A 21,795-nucleotide genomic window follows, 5' to 3' on the forward strand; every position below is an offset into this window, starting at 1 on the left:
CGGGCCGATCGAGGCAACTTGTTAGTCGGGCGCACCTATTACGATGCAGGACATGCAGACGCGCAAACGCTCCGCCATGCTTGTTTCCCTACTCTCCACCGTGATGGCCGGGGTGCTCCTGGTCTCCGGATGCTCGAAGTCCGAGGCCCCCTCGGCGCCGCTGCCCGACGCCGCGGCGCTGCTCAAGCAGTCCGCCGACACCACCCGCGGCCAGCAGAGCGTGCACCTGGTCCTGACGGTCAACGGCAAGATCGCCAAGCTGACGGTCACCAAGCTCACCGGCGACATGACGCTGACCCCGGCCGTCGCCGGCCAGGGCAAGGCCAACCTGTCGGTGGGCGGCATGGGCGTCCAGGACGCCCCGTTCGTCGTCTACGACAACCACCTGTACGCCTCGCTGTCGTCCGGTGGCCCGCTGTCCGACTTCGGCCCCGCCGACGCCATCTACGACATCTCGGCGATCCTGCGCCCGGAGACCGGCCTGGCCAACATCCTGGACAACTTCACCGATGCCAAGGCCGTGGGCCGCGAGGACATCAATGGCGTGAAGACCGTGAAGGTCACCGGCACCGTCAGCGCCGAGGCGGTCAACAAGATCGCCCCGCAGCTCAAGGTCACCAGCTCGCTGCCGGGCACCGCCTGGATCGAAGAGGGTGGCAACCACCAGCTGGCGCAGGCGCAGCTGGAGACCAGCCCGGGCAACAACCTGCAGATGACGCTGACCGACTGGGGTAAGCCGGTCACCGTCAACAAGCCCGACGTTCAGTAATGGCCGGGGGTAGCAACCGCCACGTCGCCATCGCCGCGGGCAGTCTCGCGGTCCTGCTCGGCGCGCTCGACACCTATGTCGTCGTGACGATCATGACCGACATGATGAAGGACCCGCCGGACGGGATCGGCATCCCGATCAACAAGATCCAGCAGGTCACGCCCGTGGTCACGTGGTACCTGCTGGGCTACATCGCGGCGATGCCGCTGCTGGGCCGGGCCTCCGACCGGTTCGGCCGCAAGCTGGTGCTCCAGGCGAGCCTGGCCCTGTTCGCGGTCGGCTCGATCGTCACCGCGGTGGCCGGCATGTTCGCCCCGGCGAACGAGATGGTCGAGCCGCTGATCCAGCTGATCGTCGGCCGGACCATCCAGGGCGTCGCCAGTGGCGCGCTGCTGCCGGTGACGCTCGCGCTGGCCGCCGATCTGTGGGCCGCGCGCAACCGCGCCGGGGTGCTGGGCGGCATCGGTGCCGCGCAGGAGCTGGGCAGCGTGCTGGGCCCGCTGTACGGCGTGGCCGTGGTGTGGCTGCTGCACGACTGGCGGGACGTCTTCTGGATCAACGTGCCGCTGACCCTGGCGGCCATGGTGATGATCCACTTCAGCCTGCCGTCGCGTGTGGAAACCGAGACGCCGGAGAAGATCGACGTCCTCGGCGGCGTGCTGCTGGCCGTCGCGCTCGGACTGGCGACGTGGGGTCTGTACAACCCCAACCCGGACGGCAAGCAGGTGCTCCCGGAAAACGGGCCACCGTTGCTGATCGCCGCCGTGGTCGTCGCGGTCGCGTTCTTCGTGTGGGAGAAGATCGCCCGCACCAAACTGATCGACCCGGTGGGCGTGCACTTCCGGCCGTTCCTGGCGGGCCTGGCGTCGTCGCTGTGCGCGGGTGCGGCGCTGATGGTCACGCTGGTGAACGTCGAGCTGTTCAGCCGTGGCGTGCTCGGCATCGATCAGGCGCACGCGATCTTCAAGCTGGCGTGGTTCCTAGGTGCGCTGCCCGTCGGCGCCCTGGTCGGCGGCTGGGTTGCCACCCGGGTCGGCGACCGGATCGTCGCCTTCGTCGGTCTGCTCATCGCGGGGGGCGCATACCTGCTGGTGTCGCACTGGGACATGGATGTGCTCTCGGCGAGCCACGACCTGGGGATCGTGACGCTGCCTACGCTGCCGACCGACCTGATCATCGCCGGCCTTGGCTTGGGTCTGGTCATCGGACCGCTGACGTCGGCGACGCTCCGGGTTGTCCCGACGGCGCAGCACGGCATCGCCTCGGCGGCGGTCGTCGTGTCCCGCATGATCGGCATGCTCATCGGTATGGCGGCACTGACGGCATATGGCCTGTACAAGGTCCAGCAGGCGCTGGCCTCGATGCCGCCGGTGAAGGGCGGCAGCCTTGCCGAGGCCGCGGAGCAGATCACGCGTAATACCAGGACTGCCTACACCATGCAGTACAGCTCGATCTTCCTGATCACCGCCGTCGTGTGTGTGGTGGGCGCGCTGGCCGGTCTGCTGATCGCCGGTCGCCACGAGCAGGCCGAGGAGCCCGAAACGGCTCCCGAGGTCGATCCCGCGCCGGTGGCGTAGGCCGTAACGACAACGGAGCCGCAGAGTCGATCGACTCTGCGGCTCCGTTGTATCTGGCCTGTTGTCCGGGCTAGCAGCGCTCGATGCCGGGACGCATCAGCACCACGTTGTCCGGGATGTACGCCGGGGTCGGCGCGGGGTCCGGGTGTGACCCGTTCGCGTGGGCCGCGAGGCGTTCCAGCGCGACGTCCACGGCCTCGTCGAACTCTTCGACGACGCTCAGCACCGCCCGCAGGGGCCGGCGGAACATCATGTCCCTGATGCCATCTTCACTCGGACGGAAGCTGAGCCAGTCCTGCAGTGCAGTCATGCTCTTATCCTTTGCTCGTGATCACCTTCGCTCTAACGACATCGGTGAGCGCGATATTTCAGCCGGATCCAGGTGATCCGGTTCATGGACTCAATTTTACGGATGCGAAATCGTGGCCTCCTGCACGAATGTCGAGCCGTTGATCTCGAAGTGGTAACGATTAGCAAAACTAAAGATGGGCCGCGGTGAGCCCACTCACATTGGGCACGACGGTGAATCGCACGTCTCAGCCACTTTCGGGAATCAGTTCGGGCCTTTCAGACCGCTGCGCCCCTCGGCCGAACCGCCGCGAACGGCGCGAAAAGTTCGCTGGAAGCGCCCGAGCAATCAGTTCGGAACCAGGCTGAGCCGCACGTCGGCGCCGACGGTCTCGACGCCGTCGAACCGCCAGCGGCGGGCCTGCGAGATGGTCGGTACGCCGGCGTCGTCGATCGCCGTGATCGGTCCGCCCAGCAGCGTCGGCGCCAGATACGCCAGAATCCGGTCCACGAGTCCCGCCCGGACGAATGCGCCGGCCAGCGTCGGCCCGCCCTCGAGGATCACGTCGGTGCGGTCCGACAGCGCCTGCAGCACCTCGAGTGGGTCGTGCGTCCGGATCACCATGGTGCGGGAATCGTCGTTGAGGACGTTGGACTCCGACGAGATTTCGCGTTCCCCGACCACCACCCGCAGCGGCTGACGGGCCGCCAGGGTGCCGTCGGCCAGCCGGGCGGTGAGCGTCGGATCATCGGCCAGTACCGTCCCCGTGCCGACGACGATGGCGTCGGCCGCCGCGCGGTGCCGGTGTACGTCGGTCCGGGCCGCGGGGCCCGTGATCCACTGGCTGGTGCCGTCGGCAGCGGCGCTACGGCCGTCGAGACTGGCCGCGAACTTCCACGTCACATGGGGTCGGCCGGTGCGCTGACGGTGCAGCCACTCGCGCAGCGGCCCGCCACTGACCTCGTCGGCGAGGACACCCGAGGACACCGTCACGCCGGCATCAGTCAGCCGCTGGGCACCGCCCGCGGCCACCGGATTGGGGTCGGCCACGGCGAACACCACGGCCGCCACCCCGGCGTCCAGCAGTGCGTCCACGCACGGGCCGGTGCGGCCCTGGTGGTTGCATGGCTCGAGCGTCACCACGGCGGTGCCGCCCGCGGCCCGGGTCCCGGCCCGTCGCAGCGCCATGACCTCGGCGTGCGCCTCCCCCGGCGGCTGGGTCCCGCCGACACCGGCAACTTCGCCGTCACGGTCCAGGATCACCGCGCCGACCGGCGGGTTCGGGTAGGTGGTGCCCTTGACCGCGTCGGCCTGGCCGATGGCCATCCGCATGGCGGACTCGATGGCCTCCGGCGTCACAGCACCAGATGCGGTGACGCGGCCGCGGCCTGACGCCGTAGGGATTCCACCGCGGCACCCGGATCCGCCGCGTTGTACACCGCGGAGCCCGCGACGAAGCAGTCCACGCCCGCCGCGGCGGCGGCTTCGATGGTGTCGTCGTTGATGCCGCCGTCGATCTCGACGACCAGGGTCAGCTCACCGGAGTCGACGAGGTTACGGACCAGCGCTACTTTCGGCAGCACCTCTGCGATGAACTTCTGGCCGCCGAAACCCGGCTCGACCGACATCACCAGCAGGGTGTCGAAGTCGCGCAGGATTTCCAGGTAGGGCTCGATCGGGGTGCCGGGCTTGACGCTCAGGCCCGCCTTCGCGCCGGCGGCCCGGATGTCGCGGGCGACGGAGATCGGGTCGTCGGTGGCCTCGGCGTGGAACGTCACGTTGTAGGCGCCGGCCTCGGCGTAGGACGGGGCCCAGCGCTTGGGGTCCTCGATCATCAGATGGCAGTCCATCGGGATGTCGGTGACCTTGAGCAGGCTCTCGACGACCGGCAGACCCAGCGTCAGGTTGGGGACGAAATGGTTGTCCATGACGTCGACGTGCAGCCAGTCGGCGCCCTCGACCGCCGCGGTCTCGTCGGCGAGCCGGGCGAAGTCGGCCGAAAGGATGGACGGGGCGATCATTGGTCCTGCCATGGCGGTCAGACTACTTTGAGCGCGGCCGCGAACATCGCATCGGTGCCATGCCGATGTGGCCATAACTGCACATGCGGTCCGGGGCCCAGCCGATCGGCCGGGGCGAACAGCGGGCGGGTATCGATCTGTTCGACCGGCTGACGGCGCACCGCGTCGGCGATCACCCCGACGGTCTCGGCCAGGTGCGGCGAACAGGTCGCGTACAACACCACACCGCCAGGCCGGGTGAGTTTGATTGCCGCAGCGAGCAATTCACGCTGCAGCCGGGCGAGGCCGGGCACGTCCGACGGCTGCCGGCGCCACCGCGCCTCGGGCCGGCGACGCAGCGCGCCCAGACCCGTGCAGGGAGCGTCGACCAGGACGCGGTCGAAGGATCCGGGCTCCAGACCGGAGTCGCGACCGTCGACCCGGAGCACCTCGACACCCATGCCGGTGGTGTTGCGCTCCACCAGATCGGCGCGGTGCTCCGTCGGTTCGACGGCGGTCACCGTGGCGCCGGACTGCGCGGCGATGGCCGCCAGCATCGCGGTCTTGCCGCCGGGACCCGAACACAGGTCGAGCCACCGGCTGTCGTTGCCCTCCAGCGGCACCTCGGTCAGGGCGCGGGCCACCAGCTGGCTGCCCTCGTCCTGCACCTGCGCCAGGCCGTCCCGGATCGGGTCCAGCTGGCCGGGGTCACCGCCGGGCAGGTACACCGCGTACGGCGAGAACCGGCCGACATCGCCGCCGATCGCAGCGGCCAGCTCCTCGGCGCTGATCTCCCCGGGGCGCGCCGCCAGGTGCACGACGGGGCGTTCGTCGTCGCTGGTGAGCATCGCGTCGAGCTCCCCCGCGTCGGCGCCGAGGGCGTCGGCGAAGGACTGCGCCACCCAGCGCGGGTGCGCATGGGTGAACGCGGTGTGGCCGATCGGGTCGGCGGCGGCCGACGGCGCGAGCTCGGCGACCCAGGCGGCCTCGTCCTTACCCGCGATGGCGCGCAGCACACCGTTGACGAAACCTGCACGCACCGAATCGAATTCGATGCCGGCCTGCTCCACGGTCGTGTCCACCGCGGCGTGCGCATCGACGCGGGTGCGGAGCAGCTGATAGGCGCCGAGCCGCAGCAGATCCAGCAGGACCGGGTCGATCCGGTCGGTGGGCCGCCCGGCGGCGCTCTCGATCACCGCGTCCAGCAGCCCGACACAGCGGCAGGTGCCGTAGGTCAGCTCGGTGGCAAAGGCCGCGTCGCGGCCGCTGATGTCGCGCTCGCGCAGGATGGCCGGCAACGCGAGGTTGGCGTAGGCATCGCGCTGCGACACGGCGCGCAGCACGTCGAACGCGGCCCGGCGGGCCGGATCGAGTGGCTTGCGACGCGGGCCGCGCGGTGCCTGCGACCGGCCCGGCTGACGGTCCTGGCGGTCCCGGCCACCCGCGCGTCCCTGGTTGTTCGGCCGGCCCTGCCGTCCGCCGCGTCCGCTCCGTTCGGTCACCGGGCCACCACACCTTCGTCCAGCCGGGCGCCGCGCGCCCAGTCCGCCGCATTCATCAGTTTCTTCCCCGGCGGTTGCACCATGCCCAGGCGCACCGGGGTGCTCCCGGTGCCCACCAGCACGCCCGCCTTCTGCACGCGAATCGCGCCGGGCGCCAACGGTTCTGCCTCGACCGGAATCACCGGTCCGAGTTTCACCCGCAGGTCGCCGATCTCGGTCCAGGCGCCCGGGTTCGGCGTGACCGCGCGGATGCGGCGGTCGACGACGTGTGCGGGCAGGTCCCAGCGCACGCGCGCGTCCTCGACGGTGACCTTGGGCGCGATCGTCACGCCGTCGGTGGGCTGCGGCACCGCGGTCAGCGCGCCGTCCTCGACACCGTCGAGCGTCGTCTCCAGCAGGCCGGCGCCGGCGTCGGCCAGACGCGCCAGCAGGTCACCCGCGGTGTCGATGGGCCGCACGGCCTCGGTCAGCACGCCGTACACGGGCCCGGAATCCAGGGCCCGTTCGATCTGGAACGTGGTGGCGCCGGTCACCTCGTCGCCCGCGGCGATGGCGGCCTGCACCGGGGCGGCACCGCGCCACGCCGGCAGCACCGAGAAGTGCAGGTTGATCCAGCCCAGCCGCGGCACCGCCAGCAGCTCGTCGCGCAGCAGTGCACCGTAGGCGACGACGGCGCAGCAGTCGGGGGCCAGCGCGGCGAGTTCGGCGACGAACTCGGGTTCGTTGGGCTTGGCCGGGCGCAACACCGGAATGCCTTCGGCCAGAGCAAGTTCCGCGACCGGGGACGGTGCGGGCTTGCCACGGCGACCGGAGGCCGCGTCAGGACGGGTCAGCACCGCGACCACCTCGTGGCGGGGCGACGCGATGAGCCGACGCAATGACGGCAGCGCGGGTTCCGGGGTTCCGGCGAAGACGATACGCACGATCCACCAGGCTACTTGTGCAGCGGCCGAACCCACTCATCCGATGTGCAGCGGATCGATCTGCACCCGCACGGGCGTCTGATCGTGGCGGGCGCTGAGCACGCCGGTCGCCCGGCGCAGGGCCGCCGCCAGCACCAGCCCGCGATCGCGCGGGACCCGCACCAGCATCCGGTGCACGGGAACGCCCGGGTCCACGCCGGGCGGACGACGGGCACCGAACGGCAGATCGACCGGGCCCAGTACCTCGGCATCGGGCGGCAGGGCGGCGGCCTCCAGCAGCGCGTCGGCCGCCTCCGGGACGCCGTCGACGGCCGCGAGATGGACCACGGGCGGCAGCCCGACCTCGGCGCGGCCGTCGAGCTCGGCCTCCGCGTGCCCGACCGGGTCCCAGCGGACCAGCGCCTGCACCGTCGGGATCGACGACTCCGCCACCACCGCGACCGTGCCGCCGGCCGCGCGGTCGACCACCATGGCCGATGCCGACATCCACCGGCGCAGCGTGTCCTCGGCCGCGCGCAGATCCTGGCGGCCCAGCAGCGCCCAGCCGTCCAGCAACAGGGCCGCACCGTAGCCGCCATCGGCCCGCGGTTCGGCGCCGGGGGTCGCCACCACGACGGCGGCGCGGGCGGGCACCTCGGTCACGACGGCATCGCCGCCGGAAGTCACGACGGGAACGCCCGGGAAGGCCCGGCCCAGCTCCTCGGCGGTGCGCCGGGCCCCGACCACCACGGCGCGCACCGCGTCCGAGCCGCACCGGCCGCAACGCAGCGCGATGTCCTGACGGCCGCACCACCGGCACACCGCGCCGACGGTGTCGCGGTCCGGCAGCGACAGCGGACCGGTGCAGTGCCGGCACCGGGCGATGGTCCGGCATTTGCCGCAGGCCAGCGCGGGAACGTAGCCGCGGCGCGGCACCTGGACGAGCACGGGCCGGCCGGCGCTCAGCGCCGCTCGCGCCGCCCCCAGCGCCATCGACGGCAACCGCGCGGTGCGGGCCGCGGCGTCGCGTTCGTGGGTGTGCGCGTCGTCGTCGAGCGCGACGACGCGCGGGGCGCTGGCGCGCACCACGCTGCGGCCGGCCACCAGGTCGTGCGCCCACTTGCTGCGGACCAGCGCCTGCGCCTCGGCGGTGCGCGCGAAGCCGCCGATGATTGCGCCACAACGCAATTGGTGCGCCCGCAGCATCGCGACCTCGCGGGCATGCGGATACGGCGCGCGCGGTTCGGCGAGGGAGTCGTCGCCGTCGTCCCACACCACGATGAGCCCGAGATCGGCGACGGGGGCGAACACCGCGCTGCGGGTGCCGATCACGAGCCGGGCCTGACCGCGCAGCACCGACAGCCAGCGCCGGTAGCGCTGCGACGGGCCGAGGCCGGCGGACAACGCCACGACCCGGGACTCGTCGACGAGCGTCAGCGCCGCGGCGTGGACGGCATCGACGTCGCGCTGGTCCGGCACGATCAGCAGTGCCGCGCGGCCGGCGTTGACGACGACGGCCGCCGCCTCGCACAGGCGCCGGGCCCAGTCCTCCCCCGGCAGCGCCTGCCACACCGCGCGCGCGGCCCGGCCCTCGGCGAGCGCCTCGAGGAACTGCTCGCCGCGGCCGTACTGCTGCCAGGCGCCGGCGTCGACGTCGCGCGGCACGAACGGCGCGAGTTCGGGGGGCGGTTGCTTCTCCACCGTGGCGTGCCGCGGCGGAATGGCCAGGCGCAGCACGTCGGGCCGGCTGCCGGCGTACCGGGCGGCGACCGCCTCGGCGAGGCGCTGCACATCCGGGGTCAGCACCCGCTCGGCCGACACCACCCGGTCCAGCCAGCCCAGCTTGCCCGAATGGTCGGTGTCCGAACGCCTTTCGAGGATGAAGGCGTCGACCAGGCGGCCATTGAACCGGACCTTGGCCCGCACGCCCGGCTGCGCATCGTCGGACAGGTCGGCCGGCACCAGGTAGTCGAACTCGCGGTCCAGGTGCGGCACCGACAGCATCGGCAGCACCCGAGCCACGGGCTCGTGCTCGGCCTGCTGTCTGGTGACGGTCACGCAGCCGGTGTAGCAGACGCGGCCGACACCGGCCTGCCGGCGAAGAAGCCGGCCGTGATCAGGAGCAACGACGCGGCGTAGGCCCACCAGATCGGGACCGCCAGCGTCTCGTCGCCGAGCACGAACTTGCTGATGCCGATCATGCCGTCGCTCACGGCGAAGCACAGCGCGCCGAGGGCGGTCCAGCGGGTCGGCAGGTCGGCGAACAGCGCCGTGCACACCATGGCCACCAGTACCGCCATGTACACGGTGACGGGGATGGTCATCTTCTGCGCGACGAGGCTCGGCCAGAACCACACGATGAGCCCGATGCAGACGACGACCAGGACCGCGGCGCCGGCGGTGGCCGCCGGGGTGCGCCGGGCCAACGGCAGGAGGGCGGCCAGGAAGCACAGGTGCGCGATGAGGAACGACCCGAGCCCGAACACGAATCCGAGGGGCCAGCCCGGCACGGCCAGCAGGAGGTCACCACCGGCCGAGAACACCAGTGCGGCGACCAGCCAGTTGCGTTCGCGGACGATCGGATGTCCGGCCGCGGCCGCCGCCAGCAGCAGCGCGGGCAGCGCCTTGACCACGGGCTGCAGGGCGAATTGGCCGATCAGGTCGGCGCCCGACGGCAACCGCAGCGCCGTCGCGATGAGGAAGATGCCGTAGCCGGCGGCCACCACGGCGGCCGCCAGCCACAGCCGCCAACGCGGTGCGTACGGTGAACTCATGTCGGACACTGCGCGTCCCCCACTCGATCCCATTCTGGAAAAGGTACTGGAAGCGGTTCCGTTCCAATTGACCATGGACGGCGGCGTCGAAGCCGCCCGGGCCCGGTTCCGTGAGCTGCCCCGCAAGGCGGTTTTCCCGGAGGTCCGCACCGAGGACCGCGTCATCGATGGCGTGCCGGTCCGCGTCTACTGGCCGGTGGACGTCGAACCGTCGGCGCCGGTGGTGCTGTTCTTCCACGGCGGCGGTTGGGTCGTCGGCGATCTGGACACCTATGACGGCACCGCCCGCCTGCATGCGGCCGGGGCCGGCGCCGTGGTGGTGTCGGTGGACTACCGCCTGGCCCCCGAGCACCCCTTCCCCGCGGCGGTCGACGACGTCTGGACCGTCACGCAGTGGGTGGCCGCCCACGCCGACGACATCGGCGGTGACCCGAATCGTCTTGCGGTGGCCGGTGATTCGGCCGGCGGCAACCTGGCCGCGGTGGTCGCACAGCTGGCTCGCGATGCCGGCATCACCCTGCGCGCCCAGTTGCTGTGGTACCCCGCGACCACCTGGGACACGTCGCTGCCGTCGTTCACCGAGAACGCCGACGCCCCGGTCCTGGGCCGCGACGCCGTCGGTGGTTTCTCATTGCTGTACGCCACCGGCGTCGACCTGCGGAACCCGCCGGCCGCCCTGGTCCCGGCACGGGCCGAGTCGCTGGCCGGGCTGGCACCGGCCTACATCGCCGTCGCCGGATATGACCCGCTGCGTGACGACGGCATCCGGTACGGCGAAATGCTCACCGCGGCCGGGGTTTCCGCCGAGGTGCACAACGCCGAGACCCTGGTACACGGTTACCTCGGATACCACGGCGTGGTGCCGGCGACGACCGAGGCGGCCGACCGCGGAATTGCCGCGCTGCGCGCCGCGTTAGCCTGAGGCATGACCTCAGATGTGACGCCGGACACTCGGCCGGGTATCGATCCGATCCTCAAAGCCCTCCTGGACGCCGTGCCACTGGAGTTCACCATCGACGACGGTGTCGAGGTGGCGCGCGCCAAGATCGCCGCGATGCGGCCGCCGGCCGCGATGCTGCCGGACCTGCGGATCGAGAACCGCGTGCTCGACTGCGGTGCGGCAGGCCAGATTCCGGCCCGCATCTACTGGCCGCCGATCGACGGCGAGACCCGTCCGCTGCCCGTCGTGGTCTTCTATCACGGCGGCGGCTGGGCCATCGGCGATCTGGACTCCCACGACCATGTGGCCCGCGCCCACGCCGTCGGCGCCCGCGCCATCGTGGTGTCGGTCGAGTACCGGCTGGCGCCCGAGCACCCGTTCCCGGCCGCCATCGAGGATTCCTGGGCCGCGCTGCAGTGGGTCGGTGCGCACGCCGCCGAACTGGGCGGCGACCCGACGCGCCTCGCCGTGGCGGGCGACTCGGCCGGCGGCAACATCTCGGCGGTGATGGCACTGCGGGCGCGTGACGCCGGCGGTCCGAAGCTGGCGTTCCAGTTGCTCTGGTACCCCGTTGCGACGGGCGACGTCACGCTGCCGTCGTTCACCGAGAACGCCGACGCCCCCATGCTCAACAGCGATGTGACGGCGGCCTTCCTGTCCTGGTACCTGCCGGGCATGGACCTCAGCGACGCCTCGGCGCTGCCGACCGACCTGGCGCCGGCGAACGCCGAATCGCTGGCAGGTCTGCCGCCGGCGTACATCGGCACGGCCGAGCACGACCCGCTGCGCGACGACGGTGCGCAGTACGCCAAACTGCTTGCCGCAGCCGGTGTTCCGGTCGAGTTGAGCAACGAGCCGACCATGGTGCACGGCTTCGTCAGCCTGGCCCTGGCCTCTCCGGTGGCGACCGACGCCACCAACCGTGGACTCGCGGCTCTGAAAGCCGCCCTCTACGCCTGAGTTTCCGCAAGTATGGACCCATGACAACGCCTGATGTCCAAACGGTGATCGTCGGCGCCGGTTTCTCCGGGATCGGCGCCGGCATCCTGCTCGACCGCGCCGGGCTCGGTGACTACCGGATTCTCGAAGCCGGCTCCGGGCCCGGCGGCACCTGGTTCTGGAACACCTATCCCGGTGTCGCCGTGGATATTCCGTCGTTCTCCTACCAGTTCTCCTTCGAGCAGAGCGCCGACTGGTCGCGCACCTACGCCAAGGGCCACGAACTCAAGGCGTACGCCGAGCACTGCGTCGACAAGTACGGACTGCGGGACCGCATCCGGTTCGGCACCGAAGTCACCGGCGCCGAGTACGACGACGACGCCGACCTGTGGCGCGTGCACACCAGCAGCGGCACCGTCACCGCGCGGTTCCTGATCAACGGCAGTGGCGTCCTGACGGTGCCCAAGCCGCCGGACATCGACGGCGTCAACGACTTCGCCGGCATCACGCTGCACACCGCACGCTGGGACAGCAACATCGACCTGCGCGGCAAGCGGGTCGCGATCATCGGCACCGGCGCCTCGGCGGTCCAGGTGATCCCCGAGATCGCCCCGATCGTGGAGCATCTCACGGTGTTTCAGCGGACGCCGATCTGGTGCTTCCCGAAACTGGACCTCCCGCTGCCGGCCCCGGCCCGGTGGGCCATGCGCATTCCCGGCGGCAAGACGCTGCAGCGCCTGGCCAGCCAGGCCTACGTCGAGCTGACCTTCCCGCTGTCGGCGCAGTACTACAGCGTCTTCCCGTTGGCGGACGGCGCGGCCCGGATGGGCCGGTCGTTCCTGCGCCGCGAGGTCCACGACCCGGTGGTGCGGGACAAGCTGACGCCGCGCTACGCCGTGGGCTGCAAACGACCCGGCTTCCACAACAGCTACCTGGCGACCTACAACCGCGAAAACGTCAGCCTGGTAACCGAATCCATCGAGCGCATCACGCCGACCGGGGTACGCACCGCCGACGGCCAGGAGCACGACGTGGACGTGCTGATCCTCGCCACCGGGTTCAAGGTGATGGACGTCGACAGCGTGCCGACGTTCCCCGTCACCGGCGCCGGCGGCCATACCCTCGGCGAGTTCTGGGAGACGCAGCGGCTGCAGGCCTATGAGGGTGTCAGCATCCCCGGTTTCCCGAATTTCTTCACCGTCATGGGGCCGTACGGCTACGTGGGTTCGTCGTATTTCGCGCTGATCGAAGCGCAGACCCACCACATCGTGCGGTGCCTGCAACGCGCGGAAAAGCTTGGCGCCCACCGGGTGGAAGTCTCGCAGGAGGCCAACGACCGCTACTTCGACGAGATGATGCGCAAGCGCCACCGCCAGGTGTTCTGGCAGGACAGCTGCCAGTCGGCCAACAGCTACTACTTCGACAAGAACGGCGACGTGCCGCTGCGGCCGGCCACCACGGTGGAGGCCTACGTCCGCAGCCGCCGCTTCGACCTCGACGACTATGAGTTCAGCGCCTGACGTTCCCGCCGCCGCGGATATGAAAGTGGTTTGAAGCCGATAACTTTTCCGCATGCGTCGGCATCGGCACGGCTATAGGCGCTGAAACGTCGGTACAGTCGCGAAGGTGACGACCCGGCCGATGCGATGGCGGGCAGCGACCCTGCTGCTCGTCGCGCTGCTGGGCCTCGGGATCGGCACGCAGCTGGGCATCAAGCCCGCTGCCGCGACGCATCCCCATGCGGCCCCCGTCCTCGTGGCACCGGGCCACACGCTGCCGTCGGTGACCGCCGAACATCCACACCTGCGCGACAATTCGATCCCGTCGGCACCGGATCTGATGATCGGCCTCCCCCGGTCCACCTCCACGCTCCTGGCTCTCGGTCTGGCGGTCGCCGTCTGCGTCGCGATGGTGTGCTGGTGCGCACTGACGCCTGTCACCGGTCGGGGCCCGCCCCGTCAGGCGGCTGTGACTCACACCGGCCGGGCGGTCCTGACCCGGCTCTGCATCTCCCGACGCTGATCGGTCAGCGCAGATCAGCCACGTTTCGTGGCTGATCGGTGTCTGCTGTCCGATCCCGCTGCCGCGCCGCGGCATGACGCGAAAAGTGATGCACCCATGAACAATTCGACCAATCTCACCCTGCCCAGAAAATCCTCCCGACCGGCGTCGGGACCGTGCCGGCTGGCCCGCTACGACCGGCCCGGCACCATGGTCGGCGGCACCCCGGTGCTGCGGATCGCCGCCCCGTTCACCACCGACGACCGCGGCTTCTGGGCCAAGCTCGAAGGCGTCAACCCCGGCGGCATGAAAGACCGGCCCGCCATGTACATGGTCGAACGCGGCCGGGCCCGCGGCGACCTGCTGCCCGGCGCCCGGATCGTGGAATCCACCAGCGGCACACTCGGTCTCGGCCTCGCCTTGGCCGGCACTGTGTACGGGCACCCGGTGACGCTGGTGACCGATCCAGGCATGGAACCGATGATGCTGCGCATGCTGGCCGCGTACGGCGCCGACATCGACCTGGTCACCGAGCCGCACCCGACGGGCGGCTGGCAGCAGGCCCGCCGCGACCGGGTGGCCCAGATTCTGGCCGGCGACCCCACTGCCTGGTACCCCGACCAGTACAACAACCCCGACAACGTCGACGCGTACCGCGATCTGGCCCTCGAATTGCAGTCTCAGCTGGGCTCCATCGACATCCTGGTGTGCTCGGTCGGCACCGGCGGGCATTCGGCCGGGGTGGCAAAAGTGTTGCGCGAGTTCAATCCCGACCTGTCGCTGATCGGCGTCGACACCATCGGGTCGACCATCTTCGGCCAGCCCGCGCAGAGCCGGCTGATGCGCGGCCTGGGGTCGAGCATCTACCCGGACAACGTCGACTACGACGCGTTCTCGGAAGTGCACTGGGTGGCGCCCGCCGAGGCGGTGTGGGCGTGCCGGGCGCTGGCCTCGACCAGCTATGCCAGCAGCGGCTGGAGCGGCGGCGCGGTCGCGCTGGTCGCCGGTTGGGCAGCGCGCCACCATGACGCGGACACCACGATCGCCGCGATCTTTCCCGATGGGCCGCAACGGTATTTCGACACCGTCTACAACGACGACTACTGCCGCCGGCACAACCTGCTCGGCATCGAGCCGCCCGCCGAGCCCGCGGTGATCGCGGACCACGCTGAGCGCGTGGTGGATTCGTGGACACGCTGCACGACGGTGCGCAGGCCCGACGCGGCATCGCGGTGATGGAAGTGCTCACCCAGTTCCGCAGCTTCGGCTGGCCCAGCCGGGTGCTGATGCTCAACCAGTTCGGCATCAACCTCGGCTTCTACATGCTGATGCCGTATCTGGCCGGGTACCTGGCCGGCCCGCTCGGCCTGGCCGGCTGGGCCGTCGGGCTGGTGCTCGGGGTACGGAACTTCTCACAGCAGGGCATGTTCATCGTCGGTGGGACGCTGGCCGACCGGCTCGGCTACAAACCGCTGATCGTGGCGGGCTGCCTGTTGCGCACGGCCGCGTTCGGCATGCTGGCGGTCGCGCATTCCCTCCCCGCGCTGCTGATCGCCTCGGCGGCAACCGGTTTCGCGGGGGCACTGTTCAATCCCGCAGTGCGGGCCTACCTGGCCGCGGACTCCGGCGAGCGGCGGGTCGCGGCGTTCACGGTGTTCAACGTCTTCTACCAGGGCGGCATCCTCGCCGGCCCGCTGGTGGGACTGGCCCTGATGGCGCTGGACTTCCGGGTGACGGCGGGCATGGCGGCGGTGGTGTTCGCGGTGCTGACCATCGCGCAGCTGTTCGCGCTGCCGAAAGACCACGCCGATCACGCTGTCGCCGAACGGGTCTCGGTCCTACACGACTGGCGCACTGTCCTGGACAACCGCCCGTTCCTGCTGTTCGCGGCGTCGATGGTGGGCACCTACGTGGTGACGTTCCAGGTGTACCTGGCGCTGCCGCTACATGCCGCGGTATTGTCGCCGCACCATGAATCGGCCATCGTGGCAGCAGTTTTCGCGGTGTCGGGACTGGTCGCCATCGGTGGCCAGATCCGCATCACGGCCTGGTTCACGACACGCTACGGCCGTGCCCAGTCGCTGACCATCGGCGTGCTGGTGCTCGCGGCGGCGTTCGTCCCGCTGATCGTGGTGCCCGACGACCGATGGGGACAGCCGGCCGCGGTGGCGGCGCTGTTGGCGACGGCCGCGCTGCTGGCCGTCGGCTCGGCCGCGGTCTATCCGTTCGAGATGGACACCGTGGTGTCACTGGCCGGCGACCGGCTGGTCGCGACGTACTACGGCTTCTACAACACCATCGTCGGCATCGGCATCCTGGTGGGCAATCTCGCCACGGGTGCGCTGATGGAGACGGCGCGGCATGCCGGCCGGCCGGAACTGATCTGGGTGTCGCTCACGGCGATCAGCCTGCTGGTCGCCCTGGCGCTGCACCGAAGCCGTCGACTGGAACCACAGCCGGTCGGCTGATCCAACACAAATGCCCCCGCACTGCGGGGGCATTTGTGTTCGTGACGGGCTTAGACCGAAGCCTTCAGGTCGTCGACCTTGTCGAGCTGCTCCCACGGCAGTTCGATGTCGGTGCGGCCGAAGTGGCCGTACGCGGCGGTCGGCGCGTAGATCGGGCGCAGCAGGTCCAGGTCGCGGATGATGGCGCCGGGACGCAGGTCGAAGACCGAGGTGATGGCCTTCTCGATGCGGGCCGGGTCGAAGTGCTCGGTGCCGAAGGTCTCGACGAACAGACCCACGGGGGCGGCCTTGCCGATGGCGTAGGCGACCTGGACCTCGACGCGGTCGGCCAGGCCGGCGGCAACGACGTTCTTGGCCACCCAGCGCATCGCGTACGCCGCGCTGCGGTCCACCTTTGACGGGTCCTTGCCCGAGAAGGCGCCGCCGCCGTGGCGGGCCCAGCCGCCGTAGGTGTCGACGATGATCTTGCGGCCGGTCAGGCCGGCGTCACCCATCGGGCCACCGACGACGAAGTTGCCGGTCGGGTTGACCAGCAGCCGGAAGTCGGAGGTGTCCATGGTGTCGTGGGCCAGGTCGGCCAGCACGGTCTCGACGACGTGGCGACGGATGTCGGGGGCCAGCGTGCCGTCCAGGTCGACGCCCTCGGCGTGCTGGGTCGACAGCACCACGGTGTCCAGGCGCACCGGGACGTTGTCGCGGTACTCGATGGTGACCTGGGTCTTGCCGTCGGGCCGCAGGTAGTCGACGGTCTCGTTCTTGCGGACCTCGGAGAGGCGGCGCGACAGCCGGTGCGCCAGCGCGATCGGCAGCGGCATCAGCTCGGGGGTGTCGTTGATGGCGTAGCCGAACATCAGGCCCTGGTCGCCGGCGCCCTGCGCGTCCAGCGGGTCGCCGGCGCCCTCGACGCGTGCCTCGTGCGCGGTGTCGACGCCGGCGGCGATGTCCGGGGACTGCGCGCCGATGCCGATGTTCACGCCGCAGGTGGCGTAGTCGAAGCCCTTGTCGGAGTGGTCGTAGCCGATCTGGCGGATCCGGTCACGGACGATCAGCGGGATGTCGGCAAACGCCTCTTTGGCGCTGGTGGTCACCTCGCCCACGACGTGCACCTGACCCGTGGTCACCAGGGTCTCCACCGCAACCCGCGACTTGGGATCCTGCGCGAGGAGTGCGTCGAGCACCGAATCGCTGATGGCGTCACAGATCTTGTCCGGATGTCCTTCGGTCACTGACTCGCTGGTAAACAGCCGACCTTCACTCACGTCGCAAATCCCTTCCAAAACTTTAGTCCGCGCATAATATCCACGCCCGGCCAACAACTGTCGTGTACCCCTGCACAGCAAACCCATCCCGCGATGCGGTCAGGCGTTGTTCATTCGTCCTTGCCACGCAGGAAGGCTGCGATCGCATCGGCGATGCGACTGGCCATCAGGGTCTTGGACCCGTGCTCCAGCGCCGACTCGGCCCCGTCCGCCGCCAGCAACCAACCGTCGTTGACGTCGACCTCGAAGGCCTTGCCGTTCCCCACCGCGTTGACAACCAGCAGGTCACAGCCTTTGCGTTGCAGCTTCGCCCGGGCGTGGAACAGCACGTCGCCGTTGGCGTCGCCGGTCTCGGCGGCGAATCCGACGATGGCGCGCAGGTTGGGCAGCTGACCGTCGGTGCGGGCGCGCACCGCGCCGGCGAGGATGTCGTCGGTCCGGGTCAGTTCGATGACGGGGGCGCCGTCGGTTTCGCCGGGGCCGTGCGTCTTTTTGATCTTGGTGGTCGCTACCTCGGTGGGACGGAAGTCCGCGACCGCGGCGGCCATCACGAGGACGTGTGCATCGGAGACGTACTTGAACACCGCGTCCCGCAGCTGGGCTGCCGAGCTGATGTGCACGACGTCGACGCCCGCCGGGTCGGCCAGGCCGATGGTGTTGCCGGCGATCAGGGTGACCTCGGCGCCGCGCTGGGCCATCACGCGTGCGACGGCGTAGCCCTGCTTGCCGGAGCTGCGGTTGCCGATGAAGCGCACCGGATCGATGGCCTCGCGGGTTCCGCCGGCGGTGACGACGACCTTGACCCCGGCCAGGTCACGGGGCAGCGCGTCGCCGCGCTCGAGGAGGAGCTGCGCGAACGTGGTGATCTCTTCGGCCTCAGGCAGCCGTCCCGCACCGCTGTCGGCGCCGGTGAGGCGTCCGGAGGCGGGGTCCAGCACCACGACCCCGCGGCGCCGCAAAGTCGCGACATTCTCGACGGTGGCCGGGTGCATCCACATCTCGGTGTGCATCGCCGGGGCGAACAGCACCGGACAGCGCGCGGTGAGCAGCGTGGCGGTCAGCAGATCGTCGCCGCGGCCCGCCACCGCCCGCGCCAACAGGTCGGCGGTGGCCGGTGCGACCACGACCAGGTCGGCCTGCTGGCCGAACCGGACGTGGGGCACCTCGGAGACGTCCTCGAACACTCCCGTGTGCACGGGATTGCCGGACAGTGCTTCAAACGTGGCGGCGCCGACGAACTTGAGCGCCGACTCGGTCGGCACGACGCGGACCGAGTGGCCGGCCTCGCTCAGCTGACGAACCAGGGTGCACGCCTTGTAGGCGGCGATACCTCCGGCGACTCCGACGACGATGCGTTTGCGGTCGGCCATGTTCGGCGCCTACGCGGCCTTACTCGCCCTCGGTGTGCTCGAGCAGGTCGCCGTGGATCTCGCGCATGGCGATCGACAGCGGCTTCTCCTGCAGGCCCGGCTCGACCAGCGGGCCGACGTACTCGAGGATGCCGTCACCGAGCTGGTTGTAGTAGTCGTTGATCTGGCGCGCCCGCTTCGCGGCGTAGATGACCAGCGCGTACTTGCTCGACACGCGATCCAGCAGCTCGTCGATCGGCGGGTTGGTGATACCCAGCGGCGTGTCGTAGGCGATGGCGGCGTCGGAGTCGATGCTCTCGACAGTGGTGCTCACGAAGGATTCTCCCGGCGTTGGTCTGTGTTGATGGCGTCGCTATCAGCGATATCTGTGCGGTAGAGCGCAGACCGCTCAGCGGCCCACCAGCAAGGATACCAATTCTGCACAGGCGGATTCCAACCGACTGTTGACAACAGTCACATCGAAACTGTCCTGAGCGGCCAGTTCGGCCCGCGCGGTGTCCAGGCGGCGGGCCTGCACCTCGGCGCTTTCGGTGCCGCGACCGATGAGACGGCTCTCGAGCGCTTCCCAGCTGGGCGGCGCGAGGAACACCGTCAGCACCTCGGGCATGGCCTCCTTGACGGCCCGGGCGCCGGCCAGATCGACCTCGATGAGGACGGGCCGACCAGCGGCGATGGCTTCCCGGACCGGGCGGGCGGGGGTGCCGGAGCGCTGCAGTCCCCCGTGGATTTCGGCCCATTCGAGCAGCTCGCCGTCATCGATGAGGCGCTGGAACTCGTCGGCCGAGACGAATGTGTAGTCGACACCGTCGACCTCGCCCGGACGCGGTTCACGCGTCGTGGCGGAGACACTGAAATGCAGGTCGGGCACCCGCTCACGCAGGCAGCGCACGACCGTGGATTTGCCCACGGCAGAGGGGCCGGACAGCACAACAACACGGTTCATTGCCGTCCGGCCCCTACTGCTCGTCAGTCTTGCGTCAGATCAGGAAAAGTCGAACTTTTCCAGCAGGGCCTTGCGCTGACGGTCGCCCAGGCCGCGCAGACGGCGGGTCGGAGCGATCTCCAGCTCGGTCATGATCTCCTGCGCCTTGACCTTGCCGACCTTGGGCAGGGCTTCCAGCAGAGCGGAAACCTTCATCTTGCCGAGGACCTCGTCGGTCTCGGCGTCCGTCAGGACCTGCTTGAGGTTGGTGCCGCCGCGCTTGAGCCGGTCTTTCAACTCGGCACGTGCTCGACGTGCGGCAGCAGCCTTCTCCAACGCTGCCGCGCGCTGTTCGTCGGTCAACTGGGGAAGGGCCACGGGGTTCCTCCGATTCTCCGTCAAATAATTTCTGTCACGGCTGGGGTGAACCAGCCAGCGACGACGACCGTACCCACGCTTCCCGACAAGCGCTAACCCCACCCCCCGGGTAACGAAGCTAAAACCCCAGCGTGTAGTGCGAACGGCGGCTCCGGATGGCCGCGAAGTGCAAGCTCGACAAGGCCGGTTTCGGGGTACTGCAGCCACAGATCTGCCTGCGTATCAAGGGTTTTGAGCACTCAGTGGGATGACGGCCGCGCGGCCGGGACCGCGTCCGGCCGTTTTTCGGGCCGCCATCCGGCGTTTATCAGGAAAATTTTCGCAGGTCACGGCGTGTCGGGCGTGTCGGTGCCGGGCCGAACGGGTCGGTGCACTGCCGGCGCCGCCGACGGCCGATTTGGGCGGTTGGACCGCCCAAATCGAGGGCTTTTTGCCGGTTCGGCGACCGGTTCCGCACCCCGCAACACGGGCGGCGCACCACAGCTGAGCGGCGCCACGCAGCCTCCGCAAACTCGGGCTCGGCCCGACGCAACGATGTGGCCGGGCTCGCCCACCTCGACCCGAAGACCGTCTTGTGATGAAACCGTTTCCTGCCCAACGCTTTCCCATCTGGTCATGTGCTCCACAGGCAACGATCAGCGCCCGGTGACCGAACCGTTGCGGCATGCACAGCACACACCTAACGACACCAAAGTGGGCGCACATTAGGCGGTCCTAACTTCAATGGCGAACCCATCACGAGGAGGACTGAGCAGCCATGAAACTCAAACGAGCGTTGACCGCATCCACCCTGGCCGCCGGCATCGGCGTCGCCGGGCTGTTCGGGGTCGGCCTGGCCGGCGCCAATGCCGATCCGGGCTGCCCGCCGAACGCGCCGTGCGGCCAGCACGACAACCGCGGGCCGGGCGACAATCGTGGCCCGGGTGACAACCGCGGCCCGGCGGCGCCCGTCGGCCGTGACGACAACTGGCACGACAACCAGGGCCGCGACTGGCAGCACCGCGGCATCGACGATGCCCGCTTCGACCACCAGCCCTTCGACTACAACGGTCAGTGGGTGAACCCGGTATGGGACAACGGCCACAACGCCTGGGGCTTCTGGCTCGGCCCCATCTGGATTCCGCTGTGATCGACGCCCGCTGATCGTTCCAGCAACGAGACGGCCCGCCACATCCTGTGGTGGGCCGTCTCGTCGTATTCGGAACGGCGTGCCAAAATGGCTGCCGCACAACATGTTCACAGGCCTACCGGAACCGTTCCCGCACCACGAGCGCACGCACAGCACACACCTAAGTACAGCTAAGTGCACGCCCATCGAACTCCCATAGCGTCAGCGGCATGAAGATCAAGCAGGCATTGACCGCATCCACTCTGGCCGCCGGCATCGGGGCCGCCGGCCTCTTCGGCATCGGCCTGGCGACCGCGAGCGCCGACTGGTGCGGGCCGGGCGCCCCGTGCGGGGGCCATGGCGACCACCGCGACGACCGCGGCGGCTGGCAGCGCGGCGTTGATTGGCATGACGATCGCGACGGCTGGCGCGATGACCGCGGCCGGGACTGGCGTGGCCGCGGCATCGATGACGGCCGCTTCGACCACCAGCCGTTCAGCTACAACGGCCAATGGGTGAGCCCGGTGTTCGAGCCCCGCTTCAGTGCCTGGGGCTTCTGGCTCGGCCCCATCTGGATTCCGCTGTGACCTGAGGCGC

22 protein-coding genes are annotated in these 21,795 nt (G+C 69.9%); 10 read left to right on the plus strand and 12 right to left on the minus strand.

Annotated features, from left to right (window positions below):
* Positions 1-52: 52 nt before the first annotated feature.
* A complete protein-coding gene (locus H289_RS0114935; RefSeq protein ID WP_029105259.1) occupies positions 53-769 on the plus strand; it encodes an LppX_LprAFG lipoprotein in 717 nt (238 codons plus the stop codon).
* The gene (locus H289_RS30560; protein WP_020101607.1) at positions 769-2,346 is read left to right on the plus strand and encodes an MFS transporter; all 1,578 of its coding nucleotides are present in this window, start codon (positions 769-771) and stop codon (positions 2,344-2,346) included. Before H289_RS0114935 ends, H289_RS30560 begins: the two co-directional genes overlap by 1 nt.
* 70 nt (positions 2,347-2,416) lie before the next feature.
* Here the strand turns inward: H289_RS30560 and H289_RS0114945 are convergent, their stop codons facing one another.
* From H289_RS0114945 to H289_RS0114975, 7 genes are all read right to left on the minus strand, one after another.
* Positions 2,417-2,656: a hypothetical protein gene (locus tag H289_RS0114945; RefSeq protein ID WP_020101608.1), complete on the minus strand. Its 240-nt coding sequence runs from the start codon at positions 2,654-2,656 to the stop codon at positions 2,417-2,419.
* 327 nt (positions 2,657-2,983) lie between these two features.
* Positions 2,984-3,994, minus strand: a complete 1,011-nt coding sequence (ribD, locus tag H289_RS0114950) for a bifunctional diaminohydroxyphosphoribosylaminopyrimidine deaminase/5-amino-6-(5-phosphoribosylamino)uracil reductase RibD (protein ID WP_020101609.1) — start codon at positions 3,992-3,994, stop codon at positions 2,984-2,986.
* Positions 3,991-4,668, minus strand: coding sequence for a ribulose-phosphate 3-epimerase (gene rpe, locus H289_RS0114955; RefSeq protein ID WP_029105260.1), 678 nt, complete (start codon positions 4,666-4,668; stop codon positions 3,991-3,993). The genes ribD and rpe overlap by 4 nt, the downstream gene beginning before the upstream one ends.
* Positions 4,669-4,673: 5 nt before the next feature.
* Entirely contained in the window at positions 4,674-6,137 is a 1,464-nt protein-coding gene (locus tag H289_RS0114960; protein WP_020101611.1) for an RsmB/NOP family class I SAM-dependent RNA methyltransferase, read from the minus strand.
* The gene (gene fmt / locus H289_RS0114965) at positions 6,134-7,060 is read right to left on the minus strand and encodes a methionyl-tRNA formyltransferase (protein WP_029105261.1); all 927 of its coding nucleotides are present in this window, start codon (positions 7,058-7,060) and stop codon (positions 6,134-6,136) included. Before fmt ends, H289_RS0114960 begins: the two co-directional genes overlap by 4 nt.
* A gap of 36 nt (positions 7,061-7,096) precedes the next feature.
* Positions 7,097-9,097: a primosomal protein N' gene (locus tag H289_RS0114970; RefSeq protein ID WP_020101613.1), complete on the minus strand. Its 2,001-nt coding sequence runs from the start codon at positions 9,095-9,097 to the stop codon at positions 7,097-7,099.
* A complete protein-coding gene (locus H289_RS0114975) occupies positions 9,094-9,813 on the minus strand; it encodes a lysoplasmalogenase (RefSeq protein WP_020101614.1) in 720 nt (239 codons plus the stop codon). Before H289_RS0114975 ends, H289_RS0114970 begins: the two co-directional genes overlap by 4 nt.
* On the opposite strand from H289_RS0114975, the gene H289_RS0114980 reads away from it, so the two are divergent.
* From H289_RS0114980 to H289_RS0115005, 6 genes are all read left to right on the plus strand, one after another.
* Positions 9,812-10,735: an alpha/beta hydrolase gene (locus H289_RS0114980; RefSeq protein ID WP_029105262.1), complete on the plus strand. Its 924-nt coding sequence runs from the start codon at positions 9,812-9,814 to the stop codon at positions 10,733-10,735. The genes H289_RS0114975 and H289_RS0114980 overlap by 2 nt on opposite strands.
* 3 nt (positions 10,736-10,738) lie before the next feature.
* Positions 10,739-11,713, plus strand: coding sequence for an alpha/beta hydrolase (locus H289_RS0114985; protein ID WP_020101616.1), 975 nt, complete (start codon positions 10,739-10,741; stop codon positions 11,711-11,713).
* Between the two features lie 20 nt (positions 11,714-11,733).
* Entirely contained in the window at positions 11,734-13,212 is a 1,479-nt protein-coding gene (locus H289_RS0114990) for a flavin-containing monooxygenase (RefSeq protein ID WP_081633423.1), read from the plus strand.
* A 106-nt stretch (positions 13,213-13,318) separates the two neighbouring features.
* Positions 13,319-13,714 (plus strand): putative copper homeostasis (lipo)protein LpqS, encoded by a 396-nt coding sequence (gene lpqS / locus H289_RS30565; protein ID WP_131810251.1) that lies wholly within the window; start codon positions 13,319-13,321, stop codon positions 13,712-13,714.
* A 189-nt stretch (positions 13,715-13,903) separates the two neighbouring features.
* Positions 13,904-14,929: a PLP-dependent cysteine synthase family protein gene (locus tag H289_RS0115000; protein WP_225433670.1), complete on the plus strand. Its 1,026-nt coding sequence runs from the start codon at positions 13,904-13,906 to the stop codon at positions 14,927-14,929.
* Positions 14,929-16,161 (plus strand): MFS transporter, encoded by a 1,233-nt coding sequence (locus H289_RS0115005; protein WP_029105264.1) that lies wholly within the window; start codon positions 14,929-14,931, stop codon positions 16,159-16,161. Before H289_RS0115000 ends, H289_RS0115005 begins: the two co-directional genes overlap by 1 nt.
* Before the next feature lie 50 nt (positions 16,162-16,211).
* Here H289_RS0115005 and metK read toward each other — a convergent pair whose 3' ends face one another.
* From metK to mihF, 5 genes are all read right to left on the minus strand, one after another.
* The gene (gene metK, locus H289_RS0115010; RefSeq protein ID WP_029105265.1) at positions 16,212-17,420 is read right to left on the minus strand and encodes a methionine adenosyltransferase; all 1,209 of its coding nucleotides are present in this window, start codon (positions 17,418-17,420) and stop codon (positions 16,212-16,214) included.
* A gap of 110 nt (positions 17,421-17,530) precedes the next feature.
* Entirely contained in the window at positions 17,531-18,790 is a 1,260-nt protein-coding gene (coaBC, locus tag H289_RS0115015) for a bifunctional phosphopantothenoylcysteine decarboxylase/phosphopantothenate--cysteine ligase CoaBC (protein ID WP_020101622.1), read from the minus strand.
* 19 nt (positions 18,791-18,809) lie between these two features.
* The gene (gene rpoZ, locus H289_RS0115020) at positions 18,810-19,103 is read right to left on the minus strand and encodes a DNA-directed RNA polymerase subunit omega (protein ID WP_020101623.1); all 294 of its coding nucleotides are present in this window, start codon (positions 19,101-19,103) and stop codon (positions 18,810-18,812) included.
* Between the two features lie 75 nt (positions 19,104-19,178).
* Positions 19,179-19,733, minus strand: a complete 555-nt coding sequence (gene gmk, locus H289_RS0115025; protein WP_020101624.1) for a guanylate kinase — start codon at positions 19,731-19,733, stop codon at positions 19,179-19,181.
* Positions 19,734-19,772: 39 nt separating this feature from the next.
* A complete protein-coding gene (mihF, locus tag H289_RS0115030; protein WP_011894593.1) occupies positions 19,773-20,090 on the minus strand; it encodes an integration host factor, actinobacterial type in 318 nt (105 codons plus the stop codon).
* Between the two features lie 757 nt (positions 20,091-20,847).
* Between mihF and H289_RS0115035 the strand changes: the two genes are divergently transcribed.
* Positions 20,848-21,219, plus strand: a complete 372-nt coding sequence (locus H289_RS0115035) for a hypothetical protein (protein WP_020101625.1) — start codon at positions 20,848-20,850, stop codon at positions 21,217-21,219.
* Positions 21,220-21,428: 209 nt separating this feature from the next.
* Positions 21,429-21,785 carry a hypothetical protein gene (locus tag H289_RS0115040; protein WP_020101626.1) on the plus strand — a complete coding sequence of 119 codons (357 nt, stop codon included), beginning with the start codon at positions 21,429-21,431 and terminating at the stop codon, positions 21,783-21,785.
* Positions 21,786-21,795: the final 10 nt, after the last annotated feature.

It is taken from the genome of Mycobacterium sp. 360MFTsu5.1 (assembly GCF_000383495.1).
Taxonomy (GTDB): domain Bacteria; phylum Actinomycetota; class Actinomycetes; order Mycobacteriales; family Mycobacteriaceae; genus Mycobacterium; species Mycobacterium mucogenicum_B.